The 23,875-nt window shown below is 71.0% G+C and carries 16 protein-coding genes; 11 read left to right on the top strand and 5 right to left on the bottom strand.

The window, feature by feature from the left end; genetic code table 11:
• Window positions 1–59 precede the first annotated feature (59 nt).
• Together ACFY3C_RS34955 and ACFY3C_RS34960 are read right to left on the bottom strand one after the other, a co-directional pair.
• Window positions 60–1,715 (bottom strand): penicillin-binding transpeptidase domain-containing protein, encoded by a 1,656-nt coding sequence (locus tag ACFY3C_RS34955; protein ID WP_390773653.1) that lies wholly within the window; start codon window positions 1,713–1,715, stop codon window positions 60–62.
• Between the two features lie 906 nt (window positions 1,716–2,621).
• Window positions 2,622–5,726, bottom strand: a complete 3,105-nt coding sequence (locus tag ACFY3C_RS34960) for a tetratricopeptide repeat protein (protein ID WP_390773654.1) — start codon at window positions 5,724–5,726, stop codon at window positions 2,622–2,624.
• Window positions 5,727–6,024: 298 nt separating this feature from the next.
• Here ACFY3C_RS34960 and ACFY3C_RS34965 point away from each other — a divergent pair, with 298 nt between their 5' ends.
• Window positions 6,025–7,122 (top strand): PP2C family protein-serine/threonine phosphatase, encoded by a 1,098-nt coding sequence (locus ACFY3C_RS34965; RefSeq protein ID WP_390773716.1) that lies wholly within the window; start codon window positions 6,025–6,027, stop codon window positions 7,120–7,122.
• Between the two features lie 183 nt (window positions 7,123–7,305).
• Here the strand turns inward: ACFY3C_RS34965 and ACFY3C_RS34970 are convergent, their stop codons facing one another.
• Complete coding sequence (locus ACFY3C_RS34970; RefSeq protein WP_390773655.1) at window positions 7,306–9,051, bottom strand: dolichyl-phosphate-mannose--protein mannosyltransferase; 1,746 nt, start codon at window positions 9,049–9,051, stop codon at window positions 7,306–7,308.
• Between the two features lie 105 nt (window positions 9,052–9,156).
• Here ACFY3C_RS34970 and rsmI point away from each other — a divergent pair, with 105 nt between their 5' ends.
• From rsmI to ACFY3C_RS35020, 10 genes are all read left to right on the top strand, one after another.
• Window positions 9,157–10,005 carry a 16S rRNA (cytidine(1402)-2'-O)-methyltransferase gene (rsmI, locus tag ACFY3C_RS34975; protein WP_390773656.1) on the top strand — a complete coding sequence of 283 codons (849 nt, stop codon included), beginning with the start codon at window positions 9,157–9,159 and terminating at the stop codon, window positions 10,003–10,005.
• A 276-nt stretch (window positions 10,006–10,281) separates the two neighbouring features.
• A complete protein-coding gene (locus ACFY3C_RS34980; RefSeq protein WP_390773657.1) occupies window positions 10,282–10,695 on the top strand; it encodes a hypothetical protein in 414 nt (137 codons plus the stop codon).
• A gap of 48 nt (window positions 10,696–10,743) precedes the next feature.
• Complete coding sequence (locus ACFY3C_RS34985; protein WP_390773658.1) at window positions 10,744–11,622, top strand: TatD family hydrolase; 879 nt, start codon at window positions 10,744–10,746, stop codon at window positions 11,620–11,622.
• A gap of 126 nt (window positions 11,623–11,748) precedes the next feature.
• Window positions 11,749–13,113, top strand: a complete 1,365-nt coding sequence (locus tag ACFY3C_RS34990; protein WP_390773659.1) for a ubiquitin-like domain-containing protein — start codon at window positions 11,749–11,751, stop codon at window positions 13,111–13,113.
• 68 nt (window positions 13,114–13,181) lie between these two features.
• Complete coding sequence (rsmA, locus tag ACFY3C_RS34995; RefSeq protein WP_386573253.1) at window positions 13,182–14,051, top strand: 16S rRNA (adenine(1518)-N(6)/adenine(1519)-N(6))-dimethyltransferase RsmA; 870 nt, start codon at window positions 13,182–13,184, stop codon at window positions 14,049–14,051.
• Window positions 14,048–14,947, top strand: coding sequence for a 4-(cytidine 5'-diphospho)-2-C-methyl-D-erythritol kinase (locus ACFY3C_RS35000; protein ID WP_390773660.1), 900 nt, complete (start codon window positions 14,048–14,050; stop codon window positions 14,945–14,947). The genes rsmA and ACFY3C_RS35000 overlap by 4 nt, the downstream gene beginning before the upstream one ends.
• 82 nt (window positions 14,948–15,029) lie before the next feature.
• A complete protein-coding gene (locus ACFY3C_RS35005; protein ID WP_390773661.1) occupies window positions 15,030–16,838 on the top strand; it encodes an ABC-F family ATP-binding cassette domain-containing protein in 1,809 nt (602 codons plus the stop codon).
• Between the two features lie 245 nt (window positions 16,839–17,083).
• On the top strand, window positions 17,084–18,865 hold the full coding sequence (locus ACFY3C_RS35010) for a PQQ-binding-like beta-propeller repeat protein (protein ID WP_390773662.1): 1,782 nt from the start codon (window positions 17,084–17,086) through the stop codon (window positions 18,863–18,865).
• Between the two features lie 67 nt (window positions 18,866–18,932).
• Window positions 18,933–20,684, top strand: coding sequence for a PQQ-binding-like beta-propeller repeat protein (locus tag ACFY3C_RS35015; protein ID WP_390773663.1), 1,752 nt, complete (start codon window positions 18,933–18,935; stop codon window positions 20,682–20,684).
• 234 nt (window positions 20,685–20,918) lie between these two features.
• Entirely contained in the window at window positions 20,919–21,611 is a 693-nt protein-coding gene (locus ACFY3C_RS35020; protein ID WP_390773664.1) for a LuxR C-terminal-related transcriptional regulator, read from the top strand.
• A 135-nt stretch (window positions 21,612–21,746) separates the two neighbouring features.
• On the opposite strand, the gene ACFY3C_RS35025 is transcribed toward ACFY3C_RS35020, so the two are convergent.
• On the bottom strand, window positions 21,747–22,079 hold the full coding sequence (locus ACFY3C_RS35025; RefSeq protein WP_386573246.1) for a hypothetical protein: 333 nt from the start codon (window positions 22,077–22,079) through the stop codon (window positions 21,747–21,749).
• A 21-nt stretch (window positions 22,080–22,100) separates the two neighbouring features.
• Window positions 22,101–23,792 carry a sodium:solute symporter family protein gene (locus ACFY3C_RS35030; protein ID WP_386573245.1) on the bottom strand — a complete coding sequence of 564 codons (1,692 nt, stop codon included), beginning with the start codon at window positions 23,790–23,792 and terminating at the stop codon, window positions 22,101–22,103.
• Window positions 23,793–23,875 lie beyond the last annotated feature (83 nt).

A 23,875-nucleotide genomic window follows, 5' to 3' on the forward strand; every position in this document is an offset into this window, starting at 1 on the left:
AGCCCTCACACTCCCCAACGACGGCACCCACGGTAAGGTCCCCGGCTTTGCGGGTGATGTCAGCCCGCATTCCGTAGCACACTTGCGACAATCGGCCCGGCCGCGTCGATGCCGTGTCCGCCGTCCTGGACCATGGCCGCGGCGGCGACGTCGTTCCGGTACCCGGTGAACCAACTGTCCGACTTCGCCTGCCCGTCGGCCTCCGCCGAGCCGGTCTTCGCGCCGATGTTCCCGCCGAGCCCGGACATGACCCCGGCCGCGGTGCCACTGGTCGCTGTGCGATTCATCATGGCGCGCAGCTGCTGGACGGTGCTCTGGGACAGTCCGCGCGCGCGTGCCGGTTCGCGGTGGTCCAGGCTCAGCGGCACGATCACCGGCTGTCGGAAGGTGCCGGTCATCGCGGTCGCCGTCACGGAGGCCATGTTCAGCGGGCTCATCTGGACCTGGCCCTGGCCGATCAGGGCGGCCGCGGTGTCGGAGCCACCGGCGGCGGGAACCCGGCCGTCGAAGGACGGGACACCGATCCGCCAGTTGTTCTGCCCCAGCCCGAACCGCTCCTGGGCCTCCTTGGTGAGGGTGTCCACCTCGACCTCGTCCGCGAACTTCACGAACGCCGTGTTGCAGGAGCGCGCGAAGCTGTCGGAGAGCGTGGCGTGCTCGTCCGGGGTGAGGCCCTTGAGGTTCTGGAAGGTCTGGCTCTCGGAGACGGCGGAGGGCGGGCAGGGCGCCGGGCCGTTCGCGGTGGTCAGGCCGTTGTCAATGAGGGCCGCCGCGCTGATGATCTTCATGGTGGAGCCGGGCGGGCGTTCACCCAGGAGGGCCGCGTCGAATCCGTCGTTGCGGTGGTTGGCGACGGCCAGGATCTCGCCCGTGCTGGGCTTGACGGCCACGAGGGACGAATCGGCGTACTTCTCCACAGCGCCCTCGGCCGCCGCCTGCGCGCTCGCGCTGAGCGTCGTGTGCAGCTTGCCGGGCCGCCCCTTGGCGAGGGTCACCAGGGTCGTGTCGGCCCCTGTTTCTCCGGTTTCTCCCGTTCCTCCTGCTTCTGCGCCCGCATGACGTATCACCAGCTCCACGCCGGACCGGCCGCCCGCCTTGTCGCCGTACCGTTTGCGCAGCTCGTCCAGGATCGGGCCGAGGGACGGGTACTTCTCCGGCGTGAGCACCTTCCCGCCCCGGTCGACGGCCTCGATCGGCGGGGTCGCGGACTCGCCCGTCATCAGCGTGTCCCCCTTCTGCAGCCGCGGATGCACGACGGAGGGCTGCCAGTCGACCAGAGGCCGGTACGAGGTCCTCCCGCGCACGACGTCCAAGCGGCTCTCGTAGCTGAGCGGTTGGGTCTTCCCTCCGTATGACACCGTTGCCTTGACCGTGAAAGGCACGGTCGTGCCGGTGGCCGCACCGGGCGTGATGTGCACCTCGGTGATGTGTGCGTCGCCCCCGTACGCCGTCAGCAGCTCCCGCGCCGCCTCGGGAAAGTCGGTGTAGGCCGCCGCGGTCGAGGCGTCCCCCTTCTCCCAGGCGGCGAAGAACTTCGCGGCCGTCTCCTTGACCTCCGTGCTGCTCGGCGGACCGCTCTTCACGACGGCCGGGCCGCCGCCCGTTCCCCCGTCGCCGTTCAGCGCGGACACGAAGTTGTACGCGCCGTACCCGGCCCCGCCCAGCATGACCGCACACACGCCGCCTATGACGGCACCCCTGACTCCCCTGCGCATCGCGCGAATCCTCCCCGTTTTTCCCCGTTGAACGCGTTCAAAAACACGTCGCAGAGGAACTGTAAGCGGATGCGGGGCGGCTGTGGCCAGAGTTGCCGATTGTTGTCCGAACAGAGACGTTGGCGGACGCGTGTGATCACTCCTCGAACTGCCCAGTGGCGAAGGCTGGCGAAAGGTGGCGCTCGGTCGTGCGGCCACCTGGCGCGCCGGTATGTTGCGTGACGTCCGGCCGTGTCCCTCCCCCAACGCCTGCCCGTGGTGGGCAGGTTGGTCACATCGAGAGGGGAGACCGGACCTGATGGAGCGATCGACGAGGCGGGGGCGGTGCCGTGGGCGCCGGAAGTCCGACTGGGTGCAGCTGGCGGCACTGTTCCTCACGGCGGTCACTGCCATCGCGGGATGCGTCGAGCGGTTCTCGTGACGCATGAGGGGTGAGCCCGGCCGAAGCGTGTGCGGCCGGACCCACCCCGCCCCGCGCACCGGCCCGGCCTCGGGGTGCCTCCCGAGGCCGGGCCCTGGTGCGTATGTGGACGAGGAAACCCCAAGCCCAGCGTGTTGCTCAAGGGTCCGGCCTCGATCTCCGGACGGAGATTTGCCCCCCTTTGTCGGTAGTGGACACGCTTTTTGCTGGTGGCGGACACGCTTGCGTTCGAATGGCGCGTTCGAGTGGCGAATCACAAAGCCCCAGGTGGTGGATGCGCCGGGGTGGCGAAACCTGGCGTATGTAGCTACACGGGCGTGGTCAACCTGCGGGATCGGCTCCGGGTGCAGGGTGGGACGCCGGCCGAGTCGGCGGTGAGGAGCGGCATCCGTGGAGGGCGACGGGGCCGTAGGCGTACGCCAGTACCCCGCGACCCATGCGACCAGCCCGTCAGGCTCGGGGACGGAGTCGGATCCCGCCAGCCTTCAGGCGCGGGGTGTCTCTCCCGCCTTCCCTCGCCAGTAGGCGAGGTGGCTGCGGGTGGTCAGGGTGTGGGGGTGGTCCTCACCCAGCACCCGCAGCCGGTCGGCCAGCAGCTGCTCGTACGCGGCTGTGGCGCCGGCCGCGTCTCCCGCCTGCCCCCGCCAGTGGGCGAGGTGGCTGCGGGTGTTCAGGGTGTCGGGGTGGTCCTCACCCAGTACCCGAACCTGGTCGGCCAGCAGCTCCTCGTACGCGGCTGTGGCGCCGGCCGCGTCTCCCGCCTGCCCCCGCCAGTGGGCGAGGTTGTGGCGGGTGGTCAGGGTGTCGGGGTGGTCCTCACCCAGCACCCGCAGCCGGTCGGCCAGCAGCTCCTCGTACGCGGCTGTGGCGCCGGCCGCGTCTCCCGCCTGCCCCCGCCAGTAGGCGAGGTGGCTGCGGGTGTTCAGGGTGTCGGGGTGGTCCTCACCCAGTACCCGAACTTGGTCGGCCAGCAGCTCCTCGTACGCGGCTGAGGCGGCGGCCGCATCCCCCGCCTCCCCCCGCCACCGGGCGAGGTGGCTGCGGGTGTTCAGGGTGTCGGGGTGGTCCTCACCCAGTACCCGAACCTGGTCGGCCAGCAGCTCCTCGTACGCGGCTGTGGCGCCGGCCGCGTCTCCCGCCTCCCCCCGCCACCGGGCGAGGTGGCTGCGGGTGTTCAGCGTGTGGGGGTGGTCCTCACCCAGCACCCGCAGCCGGTCGGCCAGCAGCTCCTCGTACGCGGCTGTGGCGCCGGCCGCGTCTCCCGCCTGCCCCCGCCAGTGGGCGAGGTTGTTGCGGGTGGTCAGGGTGGCGGGGTGGTCCTCACCCAGCACCCGAACCTGGTCGGCCAGCAGCTCCTCGTACGCGGCTGTGGCGCCGGCCGCGTCTCCCGCCTCCCCCCGCCACCGGGCGAGGTGGCTGCGGGTGTTCAGCGTGTGGGGGTGGTCCTCACCCAGCACCCGCAGCCGGTCGGCCAGCAGCTCCTCGTACGCGGCTGTGGCGCCGGCCGCGTCTCCCGCCTGCCCCCGCCAGTGGGCGAGGTTGTTGCGGGTGGTCAGGGTGGCGGGGTGGTCCTCACCCAGCACCCGAACCTGGTCGGCCAGCAGCTCCTCGTACGCGGCTGTGGCGCCGGCCGCGTCTCCCGCCTCCCCCCGCCACCGGGCGAGGTGGCTGCGGGTGGTCAGCGTGTGGGGGTGGTCCTCACCCTGCACCCGGACTCGGTCGGCCAGCAGCTCCTCGAGCGCGGATGCGGCGCCGGCCGCATCCCCCGCTTCCCCCCGCCAGTGGGCGAGGTTGTGGCGGGTGTTCAGGGTGTCGGGGTGGTCCTCATCCAGTACCCGAACCTGGTCGGCAAGCAGCTCCTCGCACGCGGCTGTGGCGCCGGCCGCATCCCCCGCTTCCCCCCGCCACCGAGCGAGTTCGTTGCGGGTGGCCAGGGTGTGGGGGTGGTCCTCACCCAGCACCCGCAGCCGGTCGGCCAGCAGCTCCTCGTACGCGGCTGCGGCACCGGCCGCATCCCCCGCCTCCCCCCGCCAGCGGGCGAGGTTGTGGCGGGCGGCCAGGGTGTCGGGGTGGTCGGGGCCGAGGTGGTGGCCGGTGGTCTCGGTCAGGCGACGGAAGTGGGCTGTGGCGGCGGTGACCTGGCCGGCTTCGCCGAGGCTTCGTCCGGCCCGGAACAGCACCGTATGCGCGGCGGGCCGGTACAGGGCGTCTTCGGCGGTGCGGGTGAGGGTGGTGGCACTGGCGCGCAGGGCCTGGGCGAGTTCGGTGTCGCGTTCGATGGCGGGCCAGGCGATGGTGAGGGCGTCGGCGGCGGTGCGGGCGAGCTGGACGTACTGGCCGGGGGTGAGCGTGTCACGAGTGGCGCGCTGGATGAGCTGGTGGACGCGGACGGCCTGGTGCGGGGTGGCGCGGGTGTGGTCGATGAGGCTGAGCCGATCCAGCGCCCGCAGAGCACCGACCGCCTCCTCGGCAGTGACAGACACGGGAGTCCGGCGGTGCCCGGTCAGGTGGGCGAGGGCGGGAGCGCTGGTCAGGACGGTTTCGGGGATGCCGTTGGGGCTGAGGAAGGCGGCGAGCTGCAGCATCGGGCGGGCCAGGCCTGCAGGGCGCAGAGCGTCGGCGCGGTCGACGGACAGCGACCAGGCTGCCGCCGCGGTCTGGGTCTGGCCGTCGGGCAGGACCTCGGGGGCGGCATCCGCGAGCAGGGTGGCACGGTCGGCCAGCAGCCCTCGGTAGGCGGCGGCGCTGATGCCGGCGTCGATGAGGTAGGCAGCGGCTTGCGACAGTGCGAGCGGCAGGTGCCCTAAATCCTGGGCGAGCGCGGTCAGCTGATCGTCGGGCTCACGGCGCTCACGGGCGCCCAGCGCGGCGGCGAGGTAGGCGAGGGACTCGGCCTCGGTGAACAGCCCGACCTTGATCAGACGGCCGATCAGGGCGGCGTCCTGACGGCGGGTGGTGACCAGGGTCCGGCCGTGCGGGCCGGCCGGCGGCCACAGACCGTTCAGGTCGGCGGGGTCGGTGACGTCGTCGAGTACGACCAGCCACCGGCACGGCGTCGCGTTCGCCTTGGGCTCCAGCCAGGCCAGGAACACGCGGGCGGCCGTTTCCCGGTCCGCGGGGTCGGCGCCCAGGATCTCCACGGCGGCCTGCGCATACCCGGAGGCAGCAGCGGTGGCGTTGCTCGCGGTGATCCACACCAGCACGTCCAGTTCACCGGCCTGCCAGGCGGTGCGGGCGTAGTCGGCGGCCAGCTGGGTCTTGCCCACCCCACCCATGCCGGCCAGCACCTGCCCGTGGACCGTGTCCTGCCCCACCAGGACCGCAGCCTGCCCACCCGTGAGTGCCTCACGCAGCCGAACCACTTCCGCGCGGGTCTGGAAGCAACCCGCCCGCGGTGGGATCACCCCCACCTGATGCGGCCACTCGGCCGCAGGCCGCCGGGTCCCGTAGTAGTGGTGGTGGTCGCCCTTGCCCGTGACCGGGCCGATGAACACGCCGTCGCGGAAGTCGACGTGGTCCCCACCCTCAGCGCCGTACTGCGCCTCCCCGCCCGCCACCAAAACCCCCTCGACCACGGTCGGATCCAGCACCCCGACCGTACCCGCGCACCCACCCCGGCCACCGGCTGTTCGCGACACAGAGCAGACCTGGAACAGACGCTGATTCCCCCAGGCGTCCCCCAGCAGCAGCACGCAGAGGCAAACCTGCAGGTCACGGACAGCGGACTTAGCCCGCTGTAAATGGGCTGGGCCAGTCCTCGTACTGCCCAAGGCGGCTGACTGGGTGGAGCTGTGGGTTTCAGCGAGGCACCCTTGGTGCATGGGGTCGCTCTTGCGCTCACCCTCGCTGCCAGGAGCAGGCGGTCATAACCAGGTCCTCTTCACACTGATGCAGTGTGTGCCCTATCTGATCGCGCTGGCCGTGCTGGTCATCGAGCTCACGCCTGCGCACTTCATCTATACCGGCCCCTTTCTCACCGCAGTGCCGGCGCTGGCGGCAGTGACGTTGGGGCCCAAGGGCACCACCGCGGCGGCGGTCCTAGCGCTGGCGATCAGCGTGACCACTGCGACCTATAACGGGGCATGGGGCACCCTGCAGGTCTACAGCAACTTCCTGGCTCTGATCTTGGTCTTCGTGGCTGGTTTCATTACAAGCCGCGCTATGCAGGAGCGCAGGCAGGAAGAACTTGACCGGGTCCGCCGCATCGCCGTGGCGGCCCAGGAGGTCGTGTTGCGGCCCGTGCCCGCGCGCCTGGGCCCGCTGCGGGTCGGCAGCCTTTGCCTTGCGGCCGGGACTGGGGCACGGGTGGGCGGTGATCTGTATGAGGCCGTGCAGACGCGGTACGGCGTCCGGATGATCGTCGGGGATGTCCGGGGCAAGGGGCTGTCCGCGGTGCGAGCCGTCGCGGTGGCGCTGGGCGCGTTCCGGGAAGCCGTGCACTATGAGGAGGACCTGGCGGAGGTCATGAACCGCTGCGCGGCTGCGCTGCGGCGGGAGGTCGCCGTGCCGGGTGCGTATGGTCAGGAGGTTCTGCTGGAAGGGTTCACCACGGCGCTCATCGCGCAGGTGCCGGACGAACCCGTGGTGCAGCTGGTAAGCCGTGGACATCCGCCACCGCTGCTGCTGCACCAGGGCAGGGCCACGCCGCTTATGCCGAGCTTGCCGTCGCCACCTCTTGGCCTCGAAGACCTCATCGCCGGCCTCCCCGAGAAGCCTGAAAGCTATGCGTTCATCCCTGGTGACCGTTTGCTGCTGTACACCGACGGTGTGATCGAGGCCCGGAACCGCGACAGCGAATTCTTCGCTCTGCCGGAGGCCATGGAGGGGCTGGGCGTCGGCCCCACCCCGCCGGACTTCCTGGAGCAACTACACCAGGCGTTGATCCGCCACACCGACGGCGACTTGGCAGACGATGTGGCGATGATTCTGGCTGACCGGCTCAACGACGTACCAGAGTCACCTTCCGGTGGGGCAGACGTGGGGTGACCGTCGTTGTCGGCTGCGAAACCGCAGCTCACGGGTCGTCCCCTGTACCGTCTGTAAATCTGCCGGCTCATCTCTCTGGGCCGTCTCCGGGCCGTCCGAGGGCGGCCGGCGACGGCCAGTGACGACCAGCATCGACCACGAGGGCACGGCCGCCGGCCGTGCCCTCGTGCAAGGTCTACACAGCTACACCCAGGTGTCCAGCCACATCCGCGACCGCCACGAGTCGATCGGGATCGCCGTGCCCGTGTACAGCGGCCAGAAGTAGATGAAGTTCCAGGCGATCAGCAGGACCAGGACGCCCGCCGTCGATGCGCCGATCACGCGGCGGGTCTCCGTGGAGCCCGGTGGGCCGATGATCGCGCCGATCAGCATGGCCACCGCGAGGCACAGGAACGGCAGGAAGACGACCGCGTAGAAGAGGAAGATCGTTCGCTCCTGGTAGTGGAACCAGGGCAGGTAGCCGGCCACGATTCCCAAGGCGATGGCGCCGGCCCGCCAGTCGCGGCGCAGCAGCCACCGCCACAGGACGTACAGGAGCGCGAAGCAGGCCGCCCACCACAGCAGCGGTGTGCCGATGGCCAGTACCTCCCGGGCGCACTTCTGGCCGGCGTCGGCCGGGCAGCCGTAGGCGCCGGGGGAGGGGGACTCGTAGAAGTACGACACCGGGCGGCCCAGCACCATCCAGCTCCACGGGTTGGACTGGTAGGTGTGCGGGGACGACAGGCCGATGTGGAACTTGTAGACCTCGTGCTCGTAGTGCCACAGGCTGCGCAGCCAGTCCGGCAGGAAGGTCCAGTTGCCGCCCCTGCCGTCGGTCGCCGCCCAGTTGCGGAAGTAGCCGCCGGTGCCGTCGGACGGGGAGAGGATCCAGCCGGTCCAGGAGACCAGGTAGACGGTGAGCGCCACCGGGAACGTCGCGAGGAACGTGATGCCGGTGTCGTACTTGAGCGCCGCGACGAGCGGGTGCCGGGCGCCGGCCACCTTGCGCGCGCCCGAGTCCCACAGCACCGCCATCACGAAGAACGCGGCCAGGATGTACAGGCCGTTCCACTTCGTGCCGATGGCCAGGCCCAGCATCAGCCCGGCGCCCCAGCGCCAGGGCCGCCAGCCGAAGCGGAAGGTGTCGCCGACGTGGTCGTCGGGGCGTACCCGGCCGTCGGGACCGGCGGGGAGGGCGGCGGCCAGTTTTTCCCGTGATCTGTCCCGGTCGACGATCAGGCAGCCGAACGCGGCCACGACGAAGAACATCAGCACGCCGTCGAGCAGCGAGGTCCGGCTCATCACGAAGTGCAGGCCGTCCACCGCCATCAGCGCGCCCGCCAGACAGCCGAGGAACGTCGAGCGGAACATCCGGCGGCCGATCCGGCACAGCAGAAGGACGGAGAGCGTCCCCAGCAGCGCCGTCATGAACCGCCAGCCGAACGGGTCGAACCCGAACATCAGCTCGCCCAGACCGATGACGTACTTGCCCACCGGCGGGTGCACGACGTACGCCGCGTCCGTGGGGATCGCGAGATGGCCGTGGGTCTGCAGCACCAGGTCGTTGGCGTTCTTGTCCCAGTTGACCTCGTACCCGCGGTGGACGAGCGCCCAGGCGTCCTTGGCGTAGTACGTCTCGTCGAATATCACCGCGCGCGGGCTGCCCAGGTTCCAGAACCGCATCAGGCCCGCCATCAGCGTCACCAGCAGCGGACCGATCCAGCCCGACCAGCGGGTGATCCGCTCCGCCAGGACCGGCGGGACGCCCAGCGCCTGCCACAGGCGCGGACTCGGCTCGACGTACGGCGGCACCAGCCGGTCGCGTACGCCCGAGGGAGCGTCCTTGGCGGGCGTGTAGCCGAATCGGCGCAGCCGCCGCTGCCACGACGGCCGCTGGTCGTGCGGTGCCTGGCCCTGCCGGAGGTCCGTGGAGGACGCGGTACTGGTCACCGCGCCATCGTAGGGAACCGTTCTGTGTGAGTCCCGTGCATGTGAGGTACCGGTCGCGATGCGGTCGCTTTCCCCCCTCCTCGCCGGCCCTGGGAGGATGGGGGCGTGACTGGAACCCTTGTCCTGGCAGGAACCCCCATCGGCGAGATCGCGGACGCGCCGCCCCGGCTGGCCGAGGAGCTGGCGGGCGCCGACGTCGTCGCCGCCGAGGACACGCGTCGGCTGCGCCGGCTCACCCAGGCGCTGGGTGTGACCCCCAAGGGCCGCGTGGTGTCGTACTTCGAGGGCAACGAGGCCGCCCGCACCCCCGAGCTGGTCGAGGAGCTGCTCGGCGGCGCGCGTGTGCTGCTCGTCACGGACGCGGGGATGCCGTCGGTCTCCGACCCGGGGTACCGGCTGGTCGCGGCCGCCGTGGAGAAGGACATCCGGGTCACCGCCGTCCCCGGGCCGTCCGCCGTGCTCACCGCCCTCGCCCTGTCCGGGCTGCCCGTCGACCGGTTCTGCTTCGAGGGCTTCCTGCCGCGCAAGGCGGGGGAGCGGCTGTCCCGGCTGCGCGACGTCGCCGGCGAGCGGCGGACGCTCGTCTACTTCGAGGCCCCGCACCGGCTCGACGACACCCTCGCCGCGATGGCCGAGGTCTTCGGCGCGGAGCGGCGGGCCGCCGTGTGCCGTGAGCTGACCAAGACGTACGAGGAGGTGCGGCGGGGGCCGCTGGACGAGCTGGCGCGGTGGGCCGCCGAGGGGGTTCGCGGGGAGATCACCGTCGTGGTGGAGGGTGCGCCCGAATCCGTCCCCGAGGAACTCGACGCGGCGGAGCTGGTGCGCCGGGTGCGGGTTCGCGAGGAGGCGGGGGAACGGCGCAAGGAGGCGATCGCCGCGGTGGCGGCGGAGGCCGGGCTGCAGAAGAGGGTTGTTTTCGACGCGGTCGTTGCTGCGAAGAAGGCGGGCGACTGAGCCGGGGGTGCCGTTGGGGGTTCGGTTCGTGGCGGGCTGACCGTTTGCTGAATAGGCTCTCTGAGCAGGGGCGTTCTCGGTTGAGCACGCGCCCCATGTGAGGGCAAAAGGCTGGCGCCGAAAGCAAAGACCAGCCCCCCGCCCCGGGCCGATTTGGCAAGCGACGTCCAAATCGCCTCCAACACTCGACAGGCCCTGCTGCATTCGCTCCGGTGAAGGCGTCCACTGGTCGAAGGGACGCACCCGTCCCGTGTCCAGCGGACAAGAGGAGCTGGAATGAGCGAGATCGCAGGGCAGACCGGCCTCCGCGGTACGGCCACAGCCGTCGTTCACGAGTCGTACTCGTTCGCCTGCATGCGATGCGGGCACGGCTGGGAGCAGTCGTACGCGATAGAGCACCACACGGATGCCGACGGCCACGAGTTCGTGATGTACGTGACCGGCGGGCAGGTCGTGCCGTCCCCGCTGAGCCGGCCGACGTGCCAGAACTGCGACGGCCACGTCGTCCGGATCATGCGGCCGGGGCAGGTGTCGTCGGTGCGCAGCGCGGCGCAGCACCACCAGGCACCGCGGGCCGAGGCGCGGCAGGCCGAGGCACCGCAGGCGGCGGAGACGGCCGCGCGGGCCGAGGAACACCACCACTGGCATCTGTCCGATCTCCTGCACCCGTTCCAGCGCAGGGCGAGCTGAGCACATCGCCGACGTTCGAACGCATGCTCCTTTCGTAGGATCGGGGGCATGCCTTCGAACGCCGACAAGAACGCGGCACCGCCGCTCCCGGAGCCCCTCCGGGTGCCCGTGGCCGACTCCCACACCCACCTCGACATGCAGTCCGGCACCGTCGAGGAGGGCCTCGCGAAGGCCGCGTCGGTGGGGGTGACGACGGTCGTCCAGGTCGGCTGCGACATCAAGGGCTCGCAGTGGGCCGCCGAGACGGCCGCCGCGTACGAGAACGTCCACGCGACCGTCGCGCTGCACCCCAACGAGGCCCCGCGGATCGTCCACGGCGACCCCGACGGCTGGTCCCGGCAGGGTGCACGGCAGCCGGGCGGTGACGCCGCGCTGGACGACGCCCTCGCCGAGATCGACAGGCTGGCCGGTCTGCCCCAGGTGAGGGGCATCGGCGAGACGGGGCTGGACTACTTCCGCACCGGGCCCGAGGGCAAGGCGGCCCAGGAGCGGTCCTTCCGCGCCCACATCGAGATCGCCAAGCGGCACGGCAAGGCCCTCGTCATCCACGACCGCGACGCCCACGCCGACGTCCTGCGCGTCCTGAAGGAGGAGGGCGCCCCCGAGCGCACTGTCTTCCACTGCTACTCCGGCGACGCCGAGATGGCCGAGATCTGCGCCCGCGAGGGCTACTTCATGTCCTTCGCGGGCAACGTCACCTTCAAGAACGCCCAGAACCTCCGGGACGCCCTCGCCGTCGCCCCGCTGGAGCTGGTCCTCGTGGAGACCGACGCGCCCTTCCTGACCCCGGCGCCCTACCGCGGACGGCCCAACGCCCCGTATCTGGTGCCGGTCACGGTGCGCGCGATGGCCGCCGTGCGCGGCATCGACGAGGACACCCTGGCGACCGCCCTGGGCGCGAACACCGCACGCGCCTTCGCTTACTGATTCGATCACCGGCCGCAGATTCGGCGCGCAACAGTACGTAGTCGCGTCGCTTTGGACAGTGACATCCGCTCCGCTAGGTTCTGGGGGCCCGATCCGGACCCCTCTGGCCTTCTGGAGCGTGTCGGCGTGAGCAAGTCGCAGTACGAGACGTACGACCCGTACGGCCATGACGCCTCCGTGCACACCGCGGAGACGCTGCCCTACGGGATGTACGAGGACACCTACCGGCCCGCCTACGAGGCCGAGGCGTACTTCGTCACCGAGCCGGTGCTGCCGCTGCCGCGGCAGGTGGCGAGCGTGCCCGACGTTCCCGAACCGGTGACCCTGGAGTTCGCCGCGCCCCAGGAGGCGGTCGGGCGGGCGGTGCGCCGGCGCAGGGCGCGCTCCGCCGAGCGCTCGGAGTCCGCGGTGCGCCGTCTGCTGCCGCAGGCGCTGGTCGTCGCCTTCCTCGCGGGCGGCACCACCGCCTTCGTCGCCAAGGACAAGGCGATCGAGCTGAGCGTCGACGGCGAACCGCGCACGCTGCACACCTTCGCCGACGACGTGTCGGAGCTGCTGGCCGATGAGGGCGTGCGCGTGGGAGCCCACGACGTGGTCGCGCCCGCCCCCGGCGCGGCGCTCGCCAGCGGTGACGAGGTCGCGGTGCGCTACGGGCGCCCCGTACGGCTCACGCTGGACGGCGAGCGGCGCGAAGTGTGGACGACGGGGCACACGGTGGACGAGGCGCTCAGGGAGCTGGGGGTGCGCGCGGAGGGCGCGTACCTGTCGGCCTCGCGGTCCCGGAGCATCGGACGTGCCGGGCTCGCGCTGGACGTGCGCACCGAGCGCGCGGTCACGATCATGGCGGACGGCCGCACCCGCACCATCCGCACCAACGCGGCCACCGTCGGCGAGGCCGTCGAGGAGGCCGGCGTCACCCTGCACGGGCAGGACACCACCTCCGTCCCGGCCGACAGCTTCCCGCGCGACGGGCAGACGGTGACCGTGCTGCGGGTGACCGGCGTCAAGGAGGTGCGCGAGGAGCAGATCCCCTTCGGGGTCGAGCGGACCGAGGACCCCTCCCTCTTCAAGGGCACCGAGGTCGTCGAACGGCCCGGCCAGCCCGGACTGCGGCGGGACACCTACCTCCTGCGCACCGTCAACGGCGTCCGGGAGAAGCCGCGCAAGGAGACGTCCGAGGTGGTGCGCGGGCCGAGCACGCAGCTGGTGAAGGTGGGCACCAAGCCCCGGCCGAAGTCCGTGCAGGGCGCCGACCACCTCAACTGGCGCGCGCTGGCCGCGTGCGAGTCCGGCGGCCGTCCGCACGCGGTGGACCCGTCGGGGAACTACGGCGGGCTCTACCAGTTCGACACCCACACCTGGCACAGCCTCGGCGGTCACGGGCGTCCGCAGGACGCGACGGCGGAGGAGCAGACGTACCGCGCGAAGAAGCTGTACGTACGCGCCGGCGCCAGCCCTTGGCCGCACTGCGGGGCCCGGCTGCACAAGTAGCCGCAGTCGCGGCACCGTCGGCCGACGCCCTGGCAACCGGGCTGTCCACACCCCCGTACCCTTGTCCCGTGAGCAGCCCCACCCCCGACGCCCTCCTCGGCCCCGCCGACATCCGTGAGCTGGCGGCAGCGCTCGGTGTCCGTCCCACCAAGCAGCGCGGCCAGAACTTCGTGATCGACGCCAACACGGTCCGCCGTATCGTCCGTACCGCCGAGGTCCGCCCCGACGACGTGGTCGTCGAGGTCGGCCCGGGGCTCGGCTCCCTCACGCTCGCGCTGCTGGAGGCCGCCGACCGGGTCACCGCCGTCGAGATCGACGACGTGCTGGCCGGCGCGCTGCCCTCGACCGTCGCCGCGCGCATGCCGGAGCGCGCCGAGCGGTTCGCGCTGGTGCACTCCGACGCCATGCACGTCGCCGAACTGCCCGGACCGCCGCCGACGGCCCTGGTGGCGAACCTGCCGTACAACGTGGCCGTACCGGTGCTGCTGCACATGCTCGAAACCTTCCCGAGCATCGAGCGGACGCTCGTGATGGTGCAGTCCGAGGTCGCCGACCGGCTGGCCGCCGCGCCCGGCTCCAAGGTGTACGGCGTCCCGTCCGTGAAGGCCAACTGGTACGCGGACGTGAAGCGGGCCGGGGCCATCGGGCGCAATGTCTTCTGGCCCGCGCCGAACGTCGACAGCGGGCTCGTCTCGCTCGTCCGGCGGGCCGAGCCGCTCAGCACGACGGCGTCGAGGCGCGAGGTCTTCGCGGTCGTCGACGCGGCGTTCGCGCAGCGCAGGAAGACCCTGCGCGCGGCGCTCGCCGGGTGGGCCGGGTCCGCCCCGGCCGCCGAGGCCGCGCTGGTCGCGGCCGGGATCTCGCCGCAGGCGCGCGGGGAGTCACTGACGGTCGAGGAGTTCGCTCGGATCGCCGAGCAGAAGGAGGCGGGCAAGTGAGCGTGACGGTACGGGTACCGGCGAAGGTCAACGTCCAGCTCGCGGTGGGGGCCGCCCGCCCCGACGGGTTCCACGACCTGGCCAACGTGTTCCTCGCGGTCGGTCTGTACGACGAGGTCACCGTCACGCCGGCGGACCGGCTCCGCATCACCTGCGAGGGGCCGGACGCGAGCCAGGTCCCCCTGGACGGCACCAACCTCGCCGCGCGCGCGGCCGTCGCGCTCGCCGAACGCCGCGGCATCGAGCCGGCCGTGCACATCCACATCGCCAAGGACATCCCGGTCGCGGGCGGCATGGCGGGCGGCAGCGCGGACGGCGCGGGTGCGCTTCTCGCGTGCAACACGCTCTGGAGTGCCGGCGCCTCCCGTGCCGAACTGCTCGCCATCTGCGCCGATCTCGGCAGCGACGTGCCGTTCAGCCTGGTCGGGGGCGCGGCCCTCGGTGTCGGGCGCGGTGAGCAGCTGACCGCCCTGGAGGTCGGCGGCACCTTCCACTGGGTGTTCGCGATGGCCGAGCGCGGGCTGTCCACCCCGGCCGTCTTCCGCGAGTTCGACCGTCTCGCCGAGGGCCGTACGATCCCCGAGCCGACCGCCTGCGCCGACCTGCTCGACGCGCTCGCCAAGGGCGACCCCGAAGCGCTCGCGGCCACCGTCTCCAACGATCTGCAGCCCGCCGCGCTCTGCCTCTTCCCGGAGCTGGCCGACACCCTCGCGGCGGGTCGCGGCGCGGGCGCGCTCACTGCGCTCGTCTCCGGCTCGGGCCCCACGACGGCCTTCCTCGCCCGCGACGCGGAGTCCGCGTCGAAGGTCGCCGAGGCCCTGCGGGCCTCCGGCACCTGCCGCACGGTGCGCACGGCGACGGCACCCGCGCCCGGCGCGACCGTACTGCCTGCCTGAGGCCGCTGACCTGCGGCGGGAAGGGGCACGGCCGCCGCCGACTACGCTGGAAGGTCGATCCGTCCCCCTTGGCAGGAGTGAAATGGCCGTCAACCTGGTCAATGTCGAGAACGTCAGCAAGGTGTACGGCACCCGTGCCCTGCTGGACGGCGTCTCGCTCGGTGTGTCCGAGGGCGACCGGATCGGTGTGGTGGGCCGCAACGGCGATGGCAAGACCACCCTCATCCGGATGCTCGCCAAGCTGGAGGAGGCCGACACCGGACGCGTCACCCACTCCGGCGGGCTGCGCATCGGCGTGCTCACCCAGCACGACTCCCTCGACCCCGCCGCCACCGTCCGCCACGAGGTCATCGGCGACATGGCCGACCACGAGTGGGCCGGCAACGCCAAGGTCAGGGACGTGCTCACCGGGCTGTTCGGCGGGCTCGACCTGCCCGGCTTCCCGAAGGGGCTCGACACCGTCATCGGGCCGCTGTCCGGTGGCGAGCGGCGCCGTATCGCGCTCGCCAAGCTGCTCATCGAGGAACAGGACCTGATCGTCCTCGACGAGCCCACCAACCACCTCGACGTCGAGGGCATCTCCTGGCTGGCCCGGCACCTGCAAAGCCGCCGCTCGGCGCTGGTCTGCGTGACGCACGACCGCTGGTTCCTCGACCAGGTCTGCACCCGCATGTGGGACGTGCAGCGCGGCGACGTCTACGAGTACGAGGGCGGCTACTCCGACTACGTCTTCGCGCGCGCGGAGCGCGAGCGGATCGCCGCGACCGAGGAGGCCAAGCGGCAGAACCTCATCCGCAAGGAGCTGGCCTGGCTGCGCCGCGGGGCGCCCGCGCGCACCTCCAAGCCGCGCTTCCGGGTGGAGGCCGCCAACGAGCTGATCGCGGACGTGCCGCCGCCCCGGGACAGCAGCGAGCTGATGAAGTTCGCCTCCTCCCGTCTCGGCAAGACGGTCTTCGACCTGGAGAACGTCACCGTGCAGGCCGGACCCAAGGTGCTGCTCAAGCACGTCACCTGGCAGCTCGGCCCCGGCGACCGCATCGGCCTCGTCGGCGTCAACGGCGCCGGCAAGACCTCCCTGCTGCGGGCCATGGCCGAGGCGGCGCGGACCGAGGGCGAGACGCAGCCGGCGGGCGGCCGGGTCGCGGTCGGGAAGACCGTCAAGCTCGCCTACCTCTCCCAGGAGGTCGCCGAACTCGACCCCACCTGGCGGGTCCTGGAGGCCGTGCAGCACGTCCGGGAGCGCGTCGACCTCGGCAAGGGGCGCGAGCTGACCGCCGGCCAGCTGTGCGAGACGTTCGGCTTCAGCAAGGAGAAGCAGTGGACGCCGGTCGGCGACCTGTCCGGTGGTGAGCGCCGGCGCCTGCAGCTGCTGCGCCTGCTGATGGACGAGCCCAACGTCCTCTTCCTCGACGAGCCCACCAACGACCTCGACATCGAGACTCTCACCCAGCTGGAGGACGTCCTCGACGGCTGGCCCGGCTCGATGATCGTCATCTCCCACGACCGGTTCTTCGTGGAGCGCACCACGGACCGGGTGTTCGCCCTCCTCGGCGACGGCGCCCTGCGGATGCTGCCGCGCGGCATCGACGAGTACCTGGAGCGGCGTCAGCGGATGGAGGAGGCGGTCGCCGCACGGGCCGCCGCCACGGCGCCCAAGCCGGACACGTCGGAGAAGAGCGCCGCCGACCAGCGCGCCGCCAAGAAGGAACTCCAGCGGATCGAGCGCCAGTTGGACAAGGTCTCCGAGAAGGAGTCCAAGCTGCACGCCCAGATCGCCGAGAACGCCACGGACTTCGCGAAGGTCGCCGAACTGGACGGCCAGTTGCGCGATCTGGCCACCGAGCGCGAGGAACTGGAGCTGCGCTGGCTGGAACTGGCGGAGGACGCCTGACCGCACACGACCTCACACGCATCTCGCGCAGGGGGCGCGTGCGCTGCGTGAAGGGGGCGTGAAGGCGCATAACGACGGCGTCACGGGCCGGTCCTCCCTTGGGAACAGGGGAGGGCACGGCCCCGTCTGTTGTCTGCCCTTGGTGATAGAAAGAGCCGTCTGAGAACTGTCTGAGTACGACCTTGGGTCCGTGAACGAACCTCAGGGCGTGGCTAAAAATCAGTGAACGAGGGGGAAGAGCGCTGATGACTCAGCCGCCCAACCAGCCGCCGCAGGGCGGCTTCGGAGCACCGCAGGACCAGCCGCCGCACGGTGGCGGATTCGGGGCCCCGCAGTCGCCACCGCCGCCGGCGGCCCAGCCGCCCCAGGCACCGGCCCAGCCACCTCAGCCCCCGCAGCCCCAGCCCGGCTACGGCTACCCGCAGCAGCCCGGCCCCTACGCCCAGCCGGGCCCGTACGGAGCCCCCGGCGCACCGGGCCCGTACGCCCAGCCCCCGCAGCCCGGCCCGTACGCCGCCCAGCCCGGCTACGGCTATCCGCAGCAGCCGCCCCAGTTCCCGGGCGCGCCCGGCACCGTGCCCGGTGCCCCCTACGGCGGGAAGCCGGCGTTCAAGGGGCGGACGGCGCTGATCATCGGTGCCGCGGTGGCCGCGCTGGCCGTCATCGGCGGCACCGTCTACGCGCTGACGAGCGACGACGGCAGCGGCAAGAAGCCGGTCGCCCAGAAGAGTGACGACGGCAAGCAGTCCTCCGGTGACCCGGTCAACCCCGGTGACGGCAGCGGCGACGGCGGTGCGGACCCGGAGAACCTCAACGCCGGCCGCAAGCCCGGCGAGGCGAAGGTGCTCTGGTACAAGACCGCACCCGACGCCCCCGGTTCCGGCGCCGACGCACCCGGCATGTGGATCACCGGCAAGACGGCGGTGAAGGCGGCGTACAAGCAGCTCGTCGCCTACAACGTCGGCAACGGCAACCCGACCTGGGACCCGATCGCCTTTCCGCAGAAGATCTGTGCGGTCACCCCGGAGAAGTCCGCCGACGACAAGATCGTCGTGGCGTACATGAGCGGCGTCAGCGACCGCGCCAAGTGCAACCAGATCCAGCAGATCGACCTGAACACCGGCAAGAAGGGCTGGAGCGGCGAGGTCGCCGACGGCGCGCTGTTCGACAGCGCGATCAGCATCGAGCTGGCCATCAGCGGAAAGACGCTGATGGTGGGCCGTTCGCAGTCGGGCACGGCGTACGACCTGGAGACCGGCCACAAGCTGTTCGACAAGAAGAAGTACGGTACGGCCTGCTTCCCGACCGCGTTCGCGGGCGGCCCGGGCCGGCTGATCCAGGTGGCCTCCTGCGGCGCCGGCGGCAGCAACGAGCACGACGAGATCCAGGAACTCGACCCGGCCAGCGGCAAGGTGAAGTGGACGCAGCCGGTCAAGAAGGGCTGGACGGTCGCGCGGACGTACTCCCTCGACCCGCTGGTGGTCTACCTGACCAACCAGAGCAAGAAGGCCTGGAACATCTCCACCTTCACCAAGGACGGCAAGTTCCGCTCGGAGGTCAAGGTGGACGAGAAGTTCGCCCCGCACTGCGGCTGGGCGATCCTCGAACGCGACCTGCAGGGCTGCCAGGGCGTCGCCGTCGACGGCGACACGCTCTACCTGCCCACCGACACCACGACCGGCGCCAACGAGATCGTCGCCATCAGCCTGGCCAACGGCAAGCAGAAGTGGCGCGTCAAGTCCCCCGTGGACGAGTCGATGTCCCCGCTGCGGACCGAGGGCGGCAAGCTGATCGCGTATGTGCAGCCGTCGTACGAGGCGGGCGGCCAGATCGTGTCGATCCCGACCTCCGGCGGCTCGCACACCCCGGCCAAGGTGCTGCAGAACCCGGCGGGCACCGCGGAGATCGAGGACTCCTTCTTCGACGGTGACGTCGAGTGGGCCGACGGGCGTTTCTTCATCTCCTCCTCCCGGTTGTCCGGCAACGACGACTCGAAGGAGAAGCTGATGATGGCCTTCGGCAAGTGAGTCCCGGCCCGTCTCCCGTCCTCCTTCCGCCGTCCGGCCCCGACAGCTTCACCGAGGTACCTCCGCCATGACCCAGCCGCCTCCTCCGCCCCCGAACCAGCCGCCGAACCAGCCCCCGCAGCAGGGCGGCTTCGGCCCGCCCCAGCCCCCGGCACCCCAGCCGCCCCAGGCCCCGCAGCCCGGCTACGGCTACCCCCAGGCCCCCCAGCCGCCCCAGGCCCCCCAGCCCGGCTACGGCTACCCGCAGGCACCCCAGGCCCCGCAGCCGCCCCAGCCCGGCTACGGCTACCCCGGCGCGCCGCAGAGCCCGTACACCCAGCCGCAGGGTTACGGCTATCCGGGCGCTCCCACCGTGCCGATGGCTCCGCAGCCCGCGCAGTCCGGCGGCGGGAAGAACAACAGCGCCCTCGTCATCATCGTCGCGGCGCTCGTCGTGATCGGCCTGATCGTCGGCGGCGGTGTCTGGTACGCCAAGTCCTCCGGGGGCGACGGCAAGAAGGACGACACCGCCGGCTCCAGCGGGGGCTCGGGCGGCAAGGACGGCTCCGGGGGCACGTCCTCGGGCGGCAAGGAGAAGGTGCCGGCGAACCCCGCCGCCAAGGTCCTCTTCAAGGTCCCGATGCCCAAGGCGAACGACTCCGTCGTCACCGCGGGCTCCTGGCTGACCGACACGGTGTACGCCAAGAGCGGGATCGCGGAGATCGTCGGCTACGACGTCGCCCAGGGCTCCAAGCTGTGGACGCTCAAGCTTCCCGGCCCGGTGTGCACGGCCAGCAAGCACGTCACCGCGGACAACAAGACGGCGATCGTCTTCCAGCCGAAGATGCCCACGAAGGGCTCCACCGCGGGATGCAGCCAGGTCGCCGCCATCGACCTCAGCAAGGGCACCACGCTGTGGACGAAGACGGTCAAGACCGGTGACTCCGTGGTCAGCCTGGAGAACGTGACGGTCTCTCAGCACACCGTCGCGGTCGGCAGCACCAGCGGCGGTGCCGCGTTCGACATCGACTCCGGCAAGCCGCTGTGGCAGCCGAAGCCGACGGACTCCTGCTACGACGACGGGTACGGCGGCGGCCCCAAGCTGGTCGCGGTGCGCAAGTGCGGCAGCTACGGCAGCCGGCAACTGCACATCCAGACCATCGACCCGGCCTCCGGGAAGGTGATCTCCGACTACCAGATGGCGACGGGCATCGAGTACGCCAGCGTCGTCTCGACCGACCCGCTGGTGGTGGCCGCCGACGTCGGCAACAGCGCGGGCGACGGCAGCGGCATCTCGGACTACTTCTCCATCGACAACAAGACCGGCAAGCTGCTCACCCGCATCTCCGCGCCCGGTGACACCTACGCCGGCCGCTGCGACGGCATCACCCGCGTCGAGGACTGCCGGGAGGTCGTCGCGGGCGCCGGCAAGCTGTACGTGCCGACCGAGGAGCACGACGGCACCGGCCAGTACAGCAAGACCAACGAGATCGTCGCCTTCGACCTGACCACCGGCAAGCAGACCGGCCAGCGCGCCGAGGCCGGCGACGGCTACACGATCTCCCCGCTGCGCATGGACGGCGGCAACCTGCTCGCCTACAAGCAGCCGCCGTACAACAAGGGCGGCCAGGTCGTCAGCCTCGACGGCGGCTCCTTCAAGGCGACCAAGCTGCTGGAGAACCCGGCCACGCAGGACGTACGGCAGGCGGAGTCCACGATGTCCCCGGAATACGCGGAGATCCGGTACGGGCAGGGACGGCTGTTCATGTCGGCCGCGTACGCGCACAAGGTGTCGTACGGCAAGGAGTATCTGCTGCTCGCGTTCGGCGCGGGCGGCTGATCGCACGCCCCCGGGCGCTTCGGAGCGCCCCGGGGTGAATGCCAGGTATTACCAGGGAGTGCCCCGGATTTCATCGATCCGGGGCACTTCTCCTTCATAGGGGCAGCGCGACGTCGAACAAGCGTGTAGCTTCCGGGGGCATGAAGGCAGGGGCGCCGGGGGGCGGCCCTCTGTCGTGCTGGACCGGTGGGCGCCATAGTGGGGCATCCATGGGGGGGACTGGGGGGTTGCTCTATGGGAGTGCGGCTCATGGTCGTCGACGACCATCGCCTGCTCGCGGAGGCGTTGGCGTCGGCGTTGAAGCTGCGCGGGCACCGGGTGCTGGCGGCGGCGGCGCCGGCCGCGGGCGCGGCGGATCTGGTGATCGCGCGGGCGCCCGAGGTGTGCCTGCTGGGGACGGCGGCACCGGCCGAGCCGGGGGCCTTCGACCCGGTGGTGAAGATCAAGCGGGACCGTCCGCAGGTGGCCGTACTGGTGCTGGGCCCGGTGCCGTCGCCGCGGGGTATCGCGGCGGCCTTCGCGGCCGGTGCGTCGGGGTACGTACGGCACGACGAGCGGATCGAGGGGGTCGAGCGGGCCATCATGAAGGCTCGCGCGGGGGAGGCGGCGGTGGCCCCGCAGCTGCTGCAGGGCGCCTTCGGCGAGCTGCTCAATCCGGCGGCCCAGCCCGATGACGAGGGGCAGCGGCTGCTGCAGATGCTGACGCCGCGGGAGGTCGAAGTGCTGGTGCGGGTGGCCGACGGCGAGGACACCCGCCTGATCGCGGCGGGCATGGGCATCGCCCCGAGCACCGCCCGCACCCACGTCCAGCGGGTCCTGATGAAGCTGGGCGTGGGTTCGCGGTTGGAGGCGGCGGCGCTGGCGGCGCGGACGGGGTTGCTGGATCGCGCGGGCCCGCTGATGGATTCGGCGGGGCCGGAGCTGTAGCTGGGCGGGCGACTGCCCGCAGCTACGGACGGCAACTATGTGGCCGACGGGGCTGCAACTCCTAAGGGGCGCGGGGAACTGCGCGACCAGCCACAACGGACCCGCAGACGAAAGACGACCCGCAGGGCAACGGCGTTACTCCGCCTGCTTCTCCGCCGGAGGCAACGGCGGGGGAGTCGGGCGCAACTTCAGCCACACCAGGAAGAAGATGCCGAGGAGCAGCATGCCGATGCCGGTCCACAGGTTGATGTTGACTCCCTGGGCCTTGTCGATGGCGGCCTGGGAGTCGGTGATGCCGACGATCGTGACGATGACGCCGTAGACCACGAAGAGCCCGCCGATGATGCGGCGCAGGTCGAAGATGCGGGACGCGGTCGCGGACTTGGTCTCCAGCTCGGAGACCTCCCGCGCGACCTCTTCCTCGGTCCAGTGGTCGTGACGGCGAGGGTGCTCGGGATGCTCGGTCATGGTTTCCTCATCCTCCCGCGGTCAGAACGAGAACGGGATGTAGCAGGCGGCGGCCAGGATGACCGCGCCCCAGCCCAGCAGGGCGGGCTTGCGGTACCAGGCCTCGTCACCGGGCGCGGGCGGTTCGGCCATGCCGGGGGAGCGGGTGCCGTAGACGAGACCCTGCAGCTCCTCGGCCGGCTTCGGCCGGGTGAACAGGGACACCGCGAACATGACGACCGCGCCGGCGACGAAGCCCGCGATCGCGGAGACGAAGTTGGCGCCCTGGTCGGTGGGGATCGAGATGATGCCCTTCTTGTAGAAGACGAAGTAGTTGACCATCGCGGTCACGGTGCCGGCGAGCAGGCCCCAGAAGCCGGACTTGACGGACGCGCGCTTCCAGAACATGCCGACGATGAAGACGACGAACATCGGCACGTTGAAGAAGGAGAACAGCGTCTGCAGGTAGGCCATGATGTTCGAGAACGACGAGGCCAGGAACGCCGTGCCGACGGAGGCACAGACGCCGATCACGGTGATCAGGCGGCCGAAGCGGACGTAGTACGCGTCCTCGCGCCCGGACACCACGTACTTCTCCCAGATGTCGTTGGTGAACACCGTGTTGAACGACGACACGTTGGCCGCCATGCCGGCCATGAACGCGGCGAGCAGACCGGTGACCGCGATGCCGAGGACGCCGTTGGGCAGCAGCTCCTGCATCAGGAAGGGGATGGCGTCGTTGTACTGGTAGCCGGAGCCGGCGGCGCCGAACCTCGGGATGATCGCTGCGGCGACCAGGCCCGGGATCATCACCAGGAAGACGATGAAGATCTTCGGGTAGGCGGCGATCAGCGGGGTGCGCTGGGAGGCGGAGAGGTTCTTCGCGGACAGGGCGCGCTGCACCTCGGCGAAGTTGGTGGTCCAGTAGCCGAAGGAGAGCACGAAGCCGAGACCGAGGACGATGGTCAGCCAGTTGGCGCCGAGCGGGTTGGCGCTGCCGATGCCGGTGCCGCCCCACGCCGTGACGAAGTCCGGCCCGTGCTGCGCGGTGAGCTTGTCGGTCAGGCCGCTCCAGCCGCCGACCTTCTTCAGGCCGAGGACGGTGACCGGGATGAGGGCGGCGAGGATCACGAAGAACTGCAGCACCTCGTTGTAGATCGCGGAGGACAGGCCGCCCAGCGTGATGTACGCGAGCACGAAGGCGCCGGCGACCACGATGGCCACCCACTGCGGCCAGCCGAGCAGGGCCTCGACGACGATCGCGAGGGCGTAGAGGTTGACGCCGGCGATCAGGATGGCGGCGAAGGCGAACAAGATCGAACTGAGCAGGTGGGCGCCCCGGTCGAAGCGCAGCAGCAGGAACTCGGGGACCGAGCGGACCTTGCTGCCGTAGTAGAAGGGCATCATCACCAGGCCCAGGAAGACCATGGCGGGGATGGCGCCGATCCAGTACCAGTGCACGGTGTAGGCGCCGTACTGGGCGCTGTTCGCGGCCATGCCCAGGATCTCCGTGGCCGCCAGGTTCGCCGAGATGAAGGCGAGGCCGGTGATCCAGGCGGGCAGCGAGCGTCCGGAGAGGAAGAAGTCGAGGCTGGTCTTCACCGAGCGCCGGGCCGCGAAGCCGATGCCGAGGACGACGACGAAGTAGATCGCCAGGATCGTGTAGTCCAGCCCGTTCGTGGGGAGCCGTAGCTCCGCCGCCAGTTCTGTGGGGGCATATGTGGGGGTTTGCATGAGAACTCGCTTCGTTGCGCGAACTGATCCGGAGCGGAACCTATGCCTCCGCGTTCAGCAATTGAACACTTCTGTTGATGTCC

The sequence above is a fragment of the Streptomyces sp. NPDC001410 genome (assembly GCF_042895235.1).
In the GTDB taxonomy this organism is placed as follows: domain Bacteria; phylum Actinomycetota; class Actinomycetes; order Streptomycetales; family Streptomycetaceae; genus Streptomyces.

Coding starts and splice junctions, on each gene's coding strand:
- ACFY3C_RS34955 (WP_390773653.1), bottom strand. CDS start 1,715: ATGCGCAGGGGAGTCAGGGGTGCCGTCATAGGCGGCGTGTGTGCGGTC.
- ACFY3C_RS34965 (WP_390773716.1), top strand. CDS start 6,025: ATGCAGTGTGTGCCCTATCTGATCGCGCTGGCCGTGCTGGTCATCGAG.
- ACFY3C_RS34980 (WP_390773657.1), top strand. CDS start 10,282: ATGAGCGAGATCGCAGGGCAGACCGGCCTCCGCGGTACGGCCACAGCC.
- ACFY3C_RS34985 (WP_390773658.1), top strand. CDS start 10,744: ATGCCTTCGAACGCCGACAAGAACGCGGCACCGCCGCTCCCGGAGCCC.
- ACFY3C_RS35005 (WP_390773661.1), top strand. CDS start 15,030: ATGGCCGTCAACCTGGTCAATGTCGAGAACGTCAGCAAGGTGTACGGC.
- ACFY3C_RS35010 (WP_390773662.1), top strand. CDS start 17,084: ATGACTCAGCCGCCCAACCAGCCGCCGCAGGGCGGCTTCGGAGCACCG.
- ACFY3C_RS35015 (WP_390773663.1), top strand. CDS start 18,933: ATGACCCAGCCGCCTCCTCCGCCCCCGAACCAGCCGCCGAACCAGCCC.
- ACFY3C_RS35020 (WP_390773664.1), top strand. CDS start 20,919: ATGGGAGTGCGGCTCATGGTCGTCGACGACCATCGCCTGCTCGCGGAG.
- ACFY3C_RS35025 (WP_386573246.1), bottom strand. CDS start 22,079: ATGACCGAGCATCCCGAGCACCCTCGCCGTCACGACCACTGGACCGAG.
- ACFY3C_RS35030 (WP_386573245.1), bottom strand. CDS start 23,792: ATGCAAACCCCCACATATGCCCCCACAGAACTGGCGGCGGAGCTACGG.